The following is a 12952-nucleotide window of genomic DNA, read 5'->3' as shown; positions in this document are numbered from 1 at the left end:
CCCCGCCAAGCTTAGACGGGTTAAGCTCGAACCGAATACGCGGAATCATTTGGGTCGGGTTAATCATGGTCTGGCTGCTGACTGCAAGTTTTAATGTTTTTGCCCATAAGGCCAGCGATAGTTACATGACGGTGCAGGTTGACGGGCGGCAGATCTCCGGGCAATGGGATATTGCCTTGCGCGACCTGGATTACGCCTTGGGTTTGGATGCAAACGACGACGGTAATATTACCTGGGCGGAGTTGCGAAATAGTCGGGATGTTGTGTATGCCTATGCGCTGAGTCGTTTGCAAATGACGACGGCTAAGCAAGTCTGTTCGCTGCAAGCAGGGGATTTACAGGTGGACGAACACAGCGATGGTCATTACGCCGTATTAAATTTCCGGGCGATTTGTCCGTCTGCGTCCACGCCGTTGTCGATAGACTATCGCTTGCTTTTCGATCTCGACCCGCAGCATCGCGGGCTGATAAGCGTCATTCATGCCGCTAAAACCGATACTGCGATCTTTAGTCCTGACCACCAACGTAGCGAATTTGTGCGGGACGCTGATTATTCCGGGTGGCGGACCGTGGCGCGATTCGGCTACGCCGGGCTATGGCATATCTGGATCGGCTTTGACCATATTCTATTTTTGTTAAGTCTGTTGCTGCCGGCTGCTTTGGCGTGGGAGGGGGGTACTTGGCAGCCAAAACCAGGCTTTAGACCGGTATTTTTCGACGTGCTGGGCGTGGTCACAGCTTTCACGCTGGCGCATTCGCTCACTCTGAGTCTGACCGTGTTGCACTACGTCTCGCTGCCGTCCCGCTGGGTGGAGTCGGCTATCGCCGCTTCCGTGGTGTTGGCGGCGCTGAATAATATTTATCCGGTCTTGGTAAATCGCCGCACCTGGTTTGCCTTTGCTTTCGGCTTGATCCACGGCATGGGCATCGCCAGCGTGTTGTTGGACATGGGCTTGCCGGACACGCAGCGGATGTTACCGCTATTAGGCTTTAATTTGGGTGTGGAAGCAGGGCAGTTGGCGATTGTCGGCGCGGTTTTGCCTTTGATAGTCGGCTTTAGCCGCTACCGGTATTATCCGCTACTAGTCATGAAATCCGGTTCAGCATCCATCGTCACCGTGGCTTTGGTCTGGTTAGCGGAGCGAAGTCTGGATTTTCAGATGAGCATATTTTGAGCGACTTGGCGTATATCGGTGCTGCTTATTCAGTGCGGATGCAGCTGTAGTTGCCCGGTCTTATTGCAAATCAATCTCCGAACCGGATTTTTGCGGATATGACACCGCAGCCAGCGCGGTTTTTTCGATGTGAGCTATCAGCTCGACGATTTGCTGGTCCAACATAAAACGCAGTTCCCATTCCACCGCCAGATCGTCGGCCAGATTGTCGATACGATGATGATCGCTATAGCTTTGCTGTAGACCCGCTTGATGTTTGGCAAGCTCAATTCGGTTGCCAGCCTGCTCGCCTTGCAGAAGTCTTGCGGCATATTCCAGGGCGTTTGCCAGCTCGGCATCGAACGCCCGGCTGAGTTGTTGCAATTCATCGGGAAAATGACTGAAGCGCTGGCCGCTGAGTAAGCGGTAACGTTTCCGGACTTGTAACAAGCCGGATAAATGGCTGGTATCCTTGACAAGCGCTCTCAGCGCAGCCCGTTCATGCACTTTTTCGGCTAAGCGCGCATCGGGTTCCAATACCGCGTGAGCCAACAAGTCTTGCGCGGCGGCCAGCTCTTTTTCCGCCGACAAACGCAGCGGTAAGGTGTAAGTCAGCAAGTGGCTGACATCGGGTAAGCGGCTGGTGAAATTAGCGAGGGTACGTAGCGCCGCTACGCCGTGGTGGCGGGCCAGTGCAATCGAGCGCCGTGGCCACAGCGCGTAATCGATAACGCCCATCACGATGAGTCCGAGCAAGATACCGATGACCCGGTCGCGCGGCAGATATAGGTCGGTGACTTGACCAAAATCATGCAGTACAAACAGCGCAAACGAAAAACCAAGCTGCCGGCCCAGGTAGGCGATGCGTTCGCTGCCGGCGGTAATCCAGGCCGCCAGCGCCCAGAATGGCGCTGTTGCAAACGCAAAGCCGACGATGGTATCGAGCTGAGATTGAAAGACCAATACATAAAAGTAAGCGCAGATCCCACCGACAGCAGCGCCCGACACCCGCAATAACGAAAGCCGGTAGTCGGCGCCGAGACTGGTTTGCGCTGCGACCAGACAGGTAGGAATCGCGGTGTTGATGTCCGGCCAGCCCAGGCTTTCCACAATCAGCATGCACAGGATCGCGCCCAGAGAGAATTTGATGCCAAATTGCACGCTGTCGGCATGCGTTGCCCAAAATTCGTAAGCAAACCAGGCCGGTAGCCAGCTATGTTCCGGGTTGTCGTCGGATTCAGCGTTGATATTTTTACTGTCTGTGGCGACTATCGGTTGATGCAAATCATGCGTCAAGCCGGCAATCCGTTGCAGAGCCCGCCACAGGGCGGTTAACAGCGAGGGATTGGTTTCCCGCGCATAGTTTTGCAATACATCGTCGCGTAACAAGCTTGTAACTTTCGCAGACACATCGCGCGATTCCGCCAGACCATACCGCAATTGGGCACAGGCGCTTTGTAAAGCCCGATAGACATGCAGTTTTTCCGGCGTCAGCGGCTGGGCTCTATATTCCGCGGCCAAGACTTGATTGAGCCAGTCCGCCAACTGCCGCAAACCGTCTATTTCCAGCAGCAGCGCCCGATAAGTCTGGTGGCGCTCGTGCAACGCCGGATGGATCAATTCGGCGTTGGCCAGTAAGCCCAGCAACTTGCCGAGGCTGCCGGCAGCGGCGTGCATGTTTGCTTCCGGCCTGGGGGTATACGCACCGGCATCGGCCAGACGCGCACTGAAAATGTATTCCACCGCCGCCAATTGTGTGGCGATCTCCACTTTTAACAGTTTCAGAGGATCTTGCGGTTTGATGGTCAGATGCACCACCGTCCATGTTCCCAGCGCCAGTACGCCTATGATCGGGATGTTCCATAAAGCGTGATAAATATTTTCATCGGGCGTGCTGGGGTTGTACAGCACCGCCACCGAATACCATAAAGCAATGCCCGTGGGCCAGGCGATCAGGCGGGCGTGAAACAGGGACAAAGCCAATATAACGAACGACAGCGGCAGCAGTAACCAAGGGTCGTTGCCAGCCAACATCAGCGTCAATACCGACACTAAAGTCGTCACAATCAGATAGCCGAGCTGGCGCATTCCAAACGCCAGGGATTGGCCGGCATTGGCGTGGGCGTCGTAGCTTAAGCAAATCAATATGGAAATTGCTCCCAAGGGCGGGATATGCAGGGTTTGGCTGACGAGCGCAATAGTCAGTGTGACGACGAACAAGCGCAGGGCGGCTACACGACGCGCAGCCGAATCTTTGAGTTCGGCTTTGAGAAATTGCCCCAGGCTGGTGCCAAACCAAAGCCGGCCGGGTTTTGGCTGCGAGCTTGAATCAGGCCGGCTGTCGCCGCTGGTCATGACGGCGGCAGGGCTTTACCGGCTCCCTCGGCACTTGCTTCCCGCACCGTGACAAACGCGGTCATGCCCATGCGTAGTGGATGCGCGGGGTCGCGCTCTGCGATCTCGATCCGCACCGGAAAACGCGAAGCCAGAATCACCCAGTTCAGCGTGCGCTCAACTTCCGGCAACACGCCTTGCTGCTTGATATTGTCCGGCGAATTGGCCCAGCCGATACCAGTGACCACGCCGCGATAGCGTTTGCCCGGATAAGCGACCAGAAACACTTCGGCTTCCTGGCCGGGTTTGATCGACCGCAAATAGGTTTCCTTGAAGTCGGCGATCACATACCAGTGGCGGTCGTCCACCAAGGCAAACATTTGCGCGCCGGCCTTGGCATATTCGCCTTCGCGGGTATTCAAATTGGTGACGTAGGCATTAAACGGCGCGCGCACATAACAGTATTCCAGATCGAGTTCGGCGGCGGTGACCATGGCTCTGGCCGCTTCGATGTGGGCGTTGACGTCGCCGACCTGGGCGATTAACGATACCGCCCGGCGGCTATCGCTTTTGGCTTCCTCTATGGCACTGCGAGCCGACAACTCTTTAGCTTTCGCGTCCGCCAACTCGGCGCGCGAAGCCGCATAGCGCGATCGCGCCTGTTTCAGCTGATCGGTGGTGACATATTGTTTATCCGCCAAGGGTTCCAGGCGTTCCAGATAGTTATGCAGATACTCGTCTTCCGCCTCGATTTTTTTCACTTCGGCATTGGCGGCGGCACGCTGGTGTTCCAGGCGTTCGATGGCAATTTCGGCGGAACCGCTGGAAGCGCGTCGGGAATCGACATCTTTTTCCGCGAGCAGCAATTCGGCCTTGGCTTTGTCCAATCTGGCCTGATAAGGGCGTGGGTCGATCACGTACAGCAAATCACCTTGTTTGACATACTGATTGTCTTCGACATGCAGTTCCACAATGCGGCCGCTGACTTCCGGGGCGATGCCGACGATGTTGGCCCGCACCATCGCGTCGTTGGTGCGCGGATTTTGATAGTTGATATGCCACACCGCAGAGCCGGTCGCCAACGCACCCAACACGATGACAATGCCGATGACGCGGCCCAGCAATATCCGGTTTTTCAGGCTTAAGCCTCGGCTATCGTTTTGACTGTTTTCCATCAGGCACCGCCGCTGTTACGCTGCATAAAACACCAGCCAGATGATAAAGGTGCATAAGGCCCACAGGCTGGGCGCGATCAGCAGCGGTGGGCCCAAATGGGGTGCCAAACGGTAGTGCACCAATTGCCACATCAACAGCATGCTGGCCGCCAGCCCGCTGAGGATGCAGATAATCCAGGCCGGCCAGAACGAACCTTCCAGGCTTAGCATGGGATCGCATGCGGTCAGGAAAATCGAGGGACTCGCCAGTAAAAACGTTTTAAGGGAACCTCTAAACATTCCCTCGTCCTCCGGGAGAGGGCTAGGGTGAGGGGGGTAAGTAATTGATTTTAATTCCCTCATCCCAACCTTCTCCCGTGGGGAGAAGGAGGTGTTTTTATTTTTAGAGGCCCACCTAAGTAATCGCCCAGAGATCATTGTGTGCTTCATCTCAAACGTATGAACATTTCGGTACTCGCTAGAATTCATCATCGACTTGTTCAATATGATCGCCGCGAGCGGTGATGACCGCTTCATGCAGCCTCTGTAAATCCGCCTCCAGCTTCGAGATTTCCTCGGGCGCATAGTCGTCGAACAGGCGGCCGATATGGGCCAGATGCTCGGGGAAAGTTTGTTCGTAAACCGCGCGGCCCGCCTCGGTCAAGCGGATGATCTGGCTGCGGCCGTCTTTTTTTGAGGCCGACCTTTCCACCAGCCCCTTATCCTCCAAGCGGCTGACCACGCCGGTGAGTGTGCCTTTGGTAATCAAGGTTTCCTCGCCAAGTTTCTTGGGCTGCATGCCGGCGGTTTTACCCAGCGTAATGATCACATCGTACTGAGGCAAGGTTAATTCGAGCCGGTGAACGTGCCTGGCCGCATAAGACAAAAAGGCCTGGTGGGTGCGGAGCAACTGGCGCAAAACTGTTGGAAATGTAGAGTCGGAGGACATAATGTAAAAATAATTGTTCTAATTAGAATTCGATAATAGCTATAAGCCTATTCACGCTCAAGAAAAACCTGGTGAATCGGTCAGACGGTTTGCTGTGTTGTACTAGAAATGCTGACTGGCCGGCATGAAAGGCGGTCATTTAATGATTATCCGACACTTCCGGATTTTGCTCGCCTGACACATAAACCAGAGTTGCGGCGGAACGTAATAAAGTTGCCCGACTGTCGATTTCGGTAAAGCGGGCACGCGCCAGGTCTTTTTGCGCCGACAATAGCTCTATTACCGTCGAAAAGCCGTGCGTGTAAGACTCTTGGGTGGCGGCATAGGATTCCTCGGCGGCTTTCAACAGAGCCAAGGCAAACTCGCGTTTTTCCAGCGCGGTTTTAGTGTCGGCGTAGGCTTTCCAGATGTCGCGCATTATTTCCAGGCGCAAGGCCTCCAGCTGGGCTTGGGACGCCGACCTTTTGGCCTCGGCTTCCCGTACGGCATTGCTGCGTTCAAAGCCGTCGAACAAGGTCCATTCCACATGCAACATGGCCGTATCGACCATGGTGTTTGCTGAATAACTCTCACCGCCCGCCGGCTTGGTATGCACATTGCCCCAGTATTGATTGCCCACCATGCCGCGTAGCGACACTTTCGGCCAGAATTCCGCTCTGGCTTTTTTAACGTCCGCATCGCGGGCACGCAATTCGGCAAGGCGCGCCAATAAATCGGGACGCTGCTCCAAGGCCTGATCGACAATTTTTTCCACCGATTGCGCCAGTTCTGCGGGCAACGGTAGCTTGCTCAGGTCGACCAGTTGCAGGCTGTAAGCCGGTGAAATCCCCAGGCTCGTCGTTAAATCGGCACGGGTCTGCATGACCGAACCGCGCGCATCTTGCAGGTCATAACTGGATTTTGCCTGCTCTTGCAGCGCCAGCAACAAGTCGGGTTTGGTTGCCAGGCCTTGTTTGAGTTTGGCTTGAACCGAGTCGGCGTTGGTTTTCGCTGACTCATAGGTTTGCTGAGCCGCCGTCACCTTGGCCAAGGCGGCCTGATAAACAAAAAAACTGCTGGCCACCCGATAGGCAATTTCCTGGTGTTTACGGTCGAAGGCAAAATTAGCGGCGCTCAGCCTCTGTGCACCGGCATCGACCAGCGCTTCCCGGCGGCCGAAATCGAATAAGGTCCATGCCAAATCCAGACTGGCGAGAGCCGCGTAACCGTTGCTGACCAGCGCGCTGCCGGGGATGGGAAAGCTGCTAGTAAAATGCTGGCCGAATGCCATTGCCGTCAGGGTTGGATACCAGCTGCTGCGATTTCTTTCCAGGCGCGCGGCGGCCGCTTTTGCTTCCTCCCAGCTAATCCGGGTTTCCGGATGCGTGTGCAGGGCCAAATCCACCAAGGCCGGCAAATCGTAGGTTTGCTTGGTATCGATTCCGGCATCTTCAATTGGAAAACTGGATGTATCCGGCGCTGGCGGGCGGTTTTGGGCTTGATAAGCGTGCCAGGATAGAGCCGACCGGGCAGGGGATGGCGGGGTATTTTCTGCAAGCGCTAGAGGTTTCGGCACGGTGCAGGCGGTCAACAGTATCAATGCTGCAATCGTCCCGCCGCGATAGGCTGGCGCCGAATAGGGCAATATCGCCGAACTGAAAACGAATTTTTTCAAGCTTTTATTGGGTAGTCGAATCACTAGAATTTGGAAAAATCCCCTAGTTATTAATCTATTCTTTGGCCCCGAACTCTATCATTTATTCGGGGCTCGCGAGCAACAGTTGATTCATGCGGTTACTGTTTTATCAAGTCATCACACTTCAAATTTCGGTTTTTTTGATTCCCTCACCCGGAGGGCGAGGGAACGGATGTGCCGAAATTTGCAGTGTGGGAGATATATCCGGTCTTGAGATTAGGACAAAGCCGGTATCTTGCCGATGGGAGGTACAGTTTCAGCCGTCGGCCTGGGCAATTTGCCGTTGTCCCAGTGCCGTTTTGCCGGCTCGACAGCCTTGGGCGGCGCGATCTTGCGGCCCTGCATCAACTCGTCGATCTGATATTTATCCAGCGTTTCCCAATCCAGCAAGGCTTGCGCCATGTTGTGCAGAATCTCCATATGAGCTTTGAGAATGGCCTCGGCGCGCCGATAGTTATTCGCCAAGGTTTGTCTTATTTCATGATCGATCAGCCGTGCCATTTGCTCGGACATCGGTTTGGTCGAACCCATAAAGCCGCTGTCGTTGTCGCCGCAATCCATCGGGCCCAGACGATCGGATAAGCCCCATTTGGTGACCATATTGCGCGCCAATTGAGTGGCGCGTTGTATATCGTTGGAGGCGCCGGTGGTGACTTTGTTTTTGCCGTAAATTAAGGCTTCGGCAATCCGTCCGCCGAACAGGCTGGAAATCTGGCCATCCAGTTTATCTTTGCAGGCACTGTATTGGTCGTGTTCCGGCAGAAACATGGTGATGCCCAGCGCGCCGCCGCGCGGCATGATACTGACTTTATAAACCGGGTCGTGCTCCGGCACCAAACGGCCAACGATGGCGTGGCCGGCTTCATGGTAAGCAGTCATTAACAAATCCTCGCGACTCATGATCATGGTGCGTTTCTCGGCGCCCATGATGGCTTTGTCGCGGGCGCTGTCCAGGTCGTGCATCGTCACTTCCCGCTGGTTGTTACGGGCAGCGAATAGGGCGCCTTCGTTAATCAGATTGGCTAGTTCGGCACCCGAAAAACCCGGTGTGCCGCGCGCCAGATCGTTGATGTTGACATCGTCGGCCAAGGGCACTCGGGTGGCGTGGACTTTGAGAATTTGTTCGCGGCCCTTGATGTCCGGCAAGCCGATCTGCACCTGGCGATCAAAACGGCCCGGTCTCAGTAAAGCCTTGTCCAGCACATCGACACGGTTGGTTGCCGCAATGACAATGATGCCTTCGTTGCCGCTAAAGCCGTCCATTTCCACCAATAATTGGTTAAGGGTTTGTTCGCGTTCTTCGCCGCCGCCGATATTACCGCCGCTGCTGCGCTGGCGGCCGACCGCGTCGATTTCGTCGATGAAGATAATGCAGGGCGCGCGTTTTTTAGCTTGCTCAAACATATCGCGCACCCTGGACGCGCCCACGCCGACAAACATTTCCACAAAGTCGGAACCCGAGATCGAGAAGAACGGCACTCCGGCCTCTCCGGCAATGGCCCGCGCCAATAAAGTTTTACCGGTACCGGGAGGCCCCACCATCAACACGCCGCGCGGAATTTTACCGCCCAAGGCTTCGTATTTGCCCGGATCTTTCAGGAAGTCGACCATTTCCGCCACGTCCTGTTTGGCTTCCTCGGCGCCGGCCACATCGTTGAAACGCACCTTGACTTGATCTTCGGTCATTAATTTGGCCCGGCTTTTGCCAAAGCCGTTTTGCGCGCCGGCACCCTGTTGCTGTTTACGCATGAAATAGATTAATACCCCGATCAACAGCAAGGTGGGAGCCCATGAAAATAAAAGTTGAGTTAGGGTTGACTGGGTTTCAGGTCTTTCGACTTTGATCTTGACGTCATACTCCAATAGATCGTCTATGATCCGCGCATCGCCAGGATTGTATGTGGCAAACCGCGTGCCGTTATGGCGGCGGCCATCGATAGATTTGCCGTCTATCATCACTTCGGCCACGGACTTGCTGCGCACATCCTTGATGAAATCGGAATAGGAAATGTCGTTTTGCGAGTTGTAAGCAGATAGCCTGGGATTGAATGCCGCGAATATTGCGATAGCGATTCCAATCGTTACGGATAGGGCGATTAAGAGCTTTTTCATGATTGCGATCTCCTGTTTAAGATGCAAGGTTCAAGTGATACGCTTGGGCAAGACTTGGGTTTGTGCACGGACGTTTTCCACATCAAGCCAGGTGAGAAGAGAACACTGGTTCGACATAAGAAAATCAGCAATTTTTGCGCCATTAATTCGATATAAAAAGACCCGCATCACCGCTTTGCCAATTGGCGAACAAGTTAACTGTCACGTTTTTCTTTTCGGAGGTAAGAAAACGCCCGGAACATAGGTCCAAGGCCGGCACACGCGCATCAAATGTGCCGGTGTTATCGACAATGCAGGTCGTAAAAGGGAGTATTTACACAAGGCTTGGACCCTTTAATGTTCAAGCCTTATGTCCAATATGCACACAAAACGCCCCTATTTTGTGCGCCGATGCGGCCGGTTGATACATGGCTCATATGCTTAATGGCTGGAAACATAAAGGTTGTGCATTTCCTCATAGCGGCTCAAAGCTTCTTTCAACGATTCGCCGGCCAACTGCAAATCGCCGCCGCGCGCTGCTTTCCATGCGGTATTCAGACGTTTGCCGGCATGTTGGCGTTTGACTTCGAGATCGTTGTTCTCGATGTCTTTTTGCTGTTGTTTGGCATTGCTGACCAACTCGGCTACGGTTTCCTTGTCCGCGCCGTTTTCCACCGCGGAGATGGACGCTTTGACTTTGGAAATGGTGCTTTCCAGAGCGGCTCTTACTTCTTCGTGGCTAAATGTGGCCGCGGAGACAGGAAAACACAGCGCACTGATAAAGGTGATTGCTATGAAGAAAGATATGGATTTTCTAAATGACGTCATGATGTTAGCCTCGGTAAACAAGAAAAAATAAATCGATAGAGAGTTAGGTCTCGGCACTTCAGGATCAAAACGAACTTTTGTTTCGAGAGCTTCGTTTCAATTGTTAGTGTGGGTAAAGTCTATCAGATTATGGTTCTGATTAGAACTTATTTTGTTTTCATTAGAACTACTTGTGTGTTTTTCATCACACTTTTTAATTGAATATGCATAATCGTAACGGTGAGAATTGGTACGAAGGCACGTGCTGGATTGAATTGATCACCAGCAATTCCGTGATTTATTGGTAAGCTAGGGGGATAACTATTCTTATAACCACGCCTCGGAGAAAATAATGACCACGCTACTAAAAATTGCTGCCGCCACTTTGTTAAGTTTGAGCGGCACTGCTGCGCATGCGTATGGCAGCAGTCAGAGTTCGCAGCACTGCGATAAACCGGTGTTTTCGGAGTTTCAACCGGCAACCAATAAATACCTGCAATCGTTTAGCGAGTTTTCGTTGATGGCTTCCGCCAACACCACGCCGACTTCGGTTGTGGTTAATGTCAGTGCCGGCGAAACCAAATATCATTTCACCTCTAAACAACTGCAAATTACTCAACAACCCAGCGGTCGCTTGGAGATAAAGGGCAAAGTGGATAGACCTATAGAAGGTGGTTTCGCGCGCTTGAGCATTACCGCACACAGCAAACCCGGTTGTGAAAAAACCGACGGCTATTTGATTCGCATTCATTGATCGCTTAAATCTCGATTTTCACCCGAGTTTTTTTCCTATCTGGGCCCCTGTGCTAATAAAACGCAAGGGGCCGCAAGACCGCCAGGTTTGCATAGTTAGAAAGCCTTTTGAATGCAACCAGGTTCTCCGCATGATTGCTTTCTAAAAATGTTCGCAAAACTTTTCAGTTTGCCTGGTCGATTTTTAACTTGGCCCTCAAATATCGTCGCTCCCGCGCAGGCGGGAGTCCATTCCTACATGGGATTCGCTGCGCTTTCCAGCGGCGGGAATGACTCAGAGCCTTAACCCTTCAAGACTTCCATAATCGCCAAACTCAACCATGGACGAGCATCCGGCAAGACTTGGTATCTGGTCTATAGTTGCGATTAAGCGGCAGATACAGTGCTGGGACGTTAGACGCGCTCAGAGTAACGCCTCATCCTGGGCCAGCCACGATCCGGACGATTGGTTTTTCCCGGTTGCCGCGCGGTAATTTCCGGAACGGCTAGATAGAGTTAAGCGCACTTCAAGAGATTAATAAGGTGATAACAATGATTACAAAGCCTGGGTTTTATCTGTTTCCGATGCTGTTTTGGGCATCCGCCGCCGCTGCCGATTACAAAACTGATATTGGCTATCAAGCCTTGCTAATTCAATTGGGCGCAAACATACCGACCGGCGATGGTGTCAATGTGGTGCACGCCGAAGCGTCATTAGTCGAATCGAGAGATCACCCTGATTACCCCATCTACGCGCCGGATATTCTTAAAGTCCAATTTGCCGGTAAGACGTTCAGTTTTCCGGGAAATAAAGCCAGTACCTCACCATCGGGACATGCTGACAGCGTCGGTACCAGATTTTACGGTAAGGATTCCATCGCCCACGGCATAAAGAACATTGCCAGCTATGACGCCAACGCCTGGATCGAAAGTCTCATTAGTCCAACTGCCTTGGCTCCCGTCAACGCCAGTCGGATTGCGAACCATAGCTGGATAGGCAAAGGCGACACTGTGCCGGAAACGGCAATGATTTTGCGCTTTGTGGACAGGCAAGTGCAGCGCAACGAATTCATCCAGGTGGTTGGCATGAACAATGGCCTTAGCGACTCGCCCTTATTGGGTAGCGCTTACAACGCGATTGCGGTGGGCCGTACGGATGGCAGACAAGATAGGGGGGCCGATGCGGTGGATTCTATATATATAGCGGGACGGACGCGTCCTGATGTAGTGGCGCCGCAAACCACCACCAGCGGAGCCACGCCCATAGTAGCCGCTGCTGCCGCGTTATTGGTCGAGACCGGCCACAAGGGCGCGGCCAATCTATCGCAGGGATCTATTGATATTGAAGGTGTCGGAACGGTTTATAACGCCGAGCGCGGCGAAACCGTTAAAGCCGCGTTGCTGGCGGGTGCCGACAGAGCGACGCAGAATACTTCAACTACAGACAATATCGTCGATTACCGCAGCAGCGGGCATCAAACCCTGAATGGCCTGGACGATAGATTCGGCGCCGGCCAACTGAATATTTTGCATAGTTACCAAATCATCGCCGGCGGCGAACAAGATAGCCTGGAAGATGGCGGCAACCCGAACGGCATCGGCTTGGCGGGCTTTGATGTCGATACTGAATTCGGCGGCTTGGCTAGCAATAGTCTGGCGACGTATAAGTTCGCCGCCGCAGCGGATTTGAATTTGCAGGCGTCTTTAGTGTGGAATCTTGGGGTATCGAACGACCTCAATCTGACAACTACCTTGCACGATCTTAACCTGGAGTTGTTCGATGCTACGGAGCAAAACATCGCCGCATTCTCGGCAAGCAGTGTCGACAACAGCGAGAACCTGTGGCTTAGTCTGGTCTTCGGTCACCACTACGAATTGCGGGTCAAGTCCGGCGAAGCCAGTCCGTTCATTTGGGATTACGCATTGGCCTGGCATATGAGTCCGCTACAATCCGCACCGGTGCCCTTACCGGGTGCGTTTTACTTGTTCTTTTCCGCGCTCGGCGGGCTTGGCTGGGTGGTTCGCCGCAAACGATTAAACACTGAAGCTTGCTGAT

10 protein-coding genes are annotated in these 12952 nt (G+C 53.6%); 3 read left to right on the top strand and 7 right to left on the bottom strand.

Translation table 11 applies throughout. The features are described 5' to 3' along the window. The first annotated feature begins 65 nt into the window (after positions 1–65). Positions 66–1175, top strand: a complete 1110-nt coding sequence (locus tag A1332_RS04905; protein ID WP_064007435.1) for a HupE/UreJ family protein — start codon at positions 66–68, stop codon at positions 1173–1175. Positions 1176–1235: 60 nt separating this feature from the next. On the opposite strand, the gene A1332_RS04900 is transcribed toward A1332_RS04905, so the two are convergent. The 7 genes from A1332_RS04900 to A1332_RS04870 all read right to left on the bottom strand — a co-directional run bounded on the left by A1332_RS04900 (position 1236) and on the right by A1332_RS04870 (position 10185). Then, on the bottom strand, positions 1236–3509 hold the full coding sequence (locus tag A1332_RS04900) for an FUSC family protein (RefSeq protein ID WP_064007434.1): 2274 nt from the start codon (positions 3507–3509) through the stop codon (positions 1236–1238). Further along, positions 3506–4663, bottom strand: a complete 1158-nt coding sequence (locus A1332_RS04895; RefSeq protein WP_064007433.1) for a biotin/lipoyl-binding protein — start codon at positions 4661–4663, stop codon at positions 3506–3508. The genes A1332_RS04900 and A1332_RS04895 overlap by 4 nt, the downstream gene beginning before the upstream one ends. 15 nt (positions 4664–4678) lie before the next feature. Further along, positions 4679–4942 (bottom strand): YtcA family lipoprotein, encoded by a 264-nt coding sequence (locus tag A1332_RS04890; RefSeq protein ID WP_064007432.1) that lies wholly within the window; start codon positions 4940–4942, stop codon positions 4679–4681. Positions 4943–5120: 178 nt separating this feature from the next. Next, positions 5121–5486: a MarR family winged helix-turn-helix transcriptional regulator gene (locus A1332_RS04885; protein WP_231886470.1), complete on the bottom strand. Its 366-nt coding sequence runs from the start codon at positions 5484–5486 to the stop codon at positions 5121–5123. 244 nt (positions 5487–5730) lie between these two features. Further along, positions 5731–7245: a TolC family protein gene (locus A1332_RS04880; RefSeq protein WP_231890212.1), complete on the bottom strand. Its 1515-nt coding sequence runs from the start codon at positions 7243–7245 to the stop codon at positions 5731–5733. Positions 7246–7482: 237 nt separating this feature from the next. Continuing rightward, the gene (ftsH, locus tag A1332_RS04875) at positions 7483–9378 is read right to left on the bottom strand and encodes an ATP-dependent zinc metalloprotease FtsH (RefSeq protein WP_064007429.1); all 1896 of its coding nucleotides are present in this window, start codon (positions 9376–9378) and stop codon (positions 7483–7485) included. Between the two features lie 420 nt (positions 9379–9798). Beyond that, positions 9799–10185 (bottom strand): hypothetical protein, encoded by a 387-nt coding sequence (locus A1332_RS04870; protein WP_064007428.1) that lies wholly within the window; start codon positions 10183–10185, stop codon positions 9799–9801. Positions 10186–10516: 331 nt separating this feature from the next. Between A1332_RS04870 and A1332_RS04865 the strand changes: the two genes are divergently transcribed. Both A1332_RS04865 and A1332_RS04860 read left to right on the top strand, forming a co-directional pair. Next, on the top strand, positions 10517–10918 hold the full coding sequence (locus A1332_RS04865; protein WP_064007427.1) for a hypothetical protein: 402 nt from the start codon (positions 10517–10519) through the stop codon (positions 10916–10918). A 530-nt stretch (positions 10919–11448) separates the two neighbouring features. Next, entirely contained in the window at positions 11449–12951 is a 1503-nt protein-coding gene (locus tag A1332_RS04860; RefSeq protein WP_064007426.1) for a hypothetical protein, read from the top strand. Position 12952 lies beyond the last annotated feature (1 nt).

Source organism: Methylomonas methanica, assembly GCF_001644035.1.
GTDB classification, from domain to species: domain Bacteria; phylum Pseudomonadota; class Gammaproteobacteria; order Methylococcales; family Methylomonadaceae; genus Methylomonas; species Methylomonas methanica_A.
The sequence above is the reverse complement of the archived record's forward strand: the minus strand, read 5'-3'. Positions and strand labels throughout refer to the sequence as shown.

Excerpts from the sequence above, each read along its gene's own strand:
- A1332_RS04890 (WP_064007432.1), bottom strand. The coding sequence starts at position 4,942 with ATGTTTAGAGGTTCCCTTAAAACGTTTTTACTGGCGAGTCCCTCGATT.
- A1332_RS04905 (WP_064007435.1), top strand. The coding sequence starts at position 66 with ATGGTCTGGCTGCTGACTGCAAGTTTTAATGTTTTTGCCCATAAGGCC.
- A1332_RS04870 (WP_064007428.1), bottom strand. The coding sequence starts at position 10,185 with ATGACGTCATTTAGAAAATCCATATCTTTCTTCATAGCAATCACCTTT.
- ftsH (WP_064007429.1), bottom strand. The coding sequence starts at position 9,378 with ATGAAAAAGCTCTTAATCGCCCTATCCGTAACGATTGGAATCGCTATC.
- A1332_RS04900 (WP_064007434.1), bottom strand. The coding sequence starts at position 3,509 with ATGACCAGCGGCGACAGCCGGCCTGATTCAAGCTCGCAGCCAAAACCC.
- A1332_RS04895 (WP_064007433.1), bottom strand. The coding sequence starts at position 4,663 with ATGGAAAACAGTCAAAACGATAGCCGAGGCTTAAGCCTGAAAAACCGG.
- A1332_RS04860 (WP_064007426.1), top strand. The coding sequence starts at position 11,449 with ATGATTACAAAGCCTGGGTTTTATCTGTTTCCGATGCTGTTTTGGGCA.
- A1332_RS04865 (WP_064007427.1), top strand. The coding sequence starts at position 10,517 with ATGACCACGCTACTAAAAATTGCTGCCGCCACTTTGTTAAGTTTGAGC.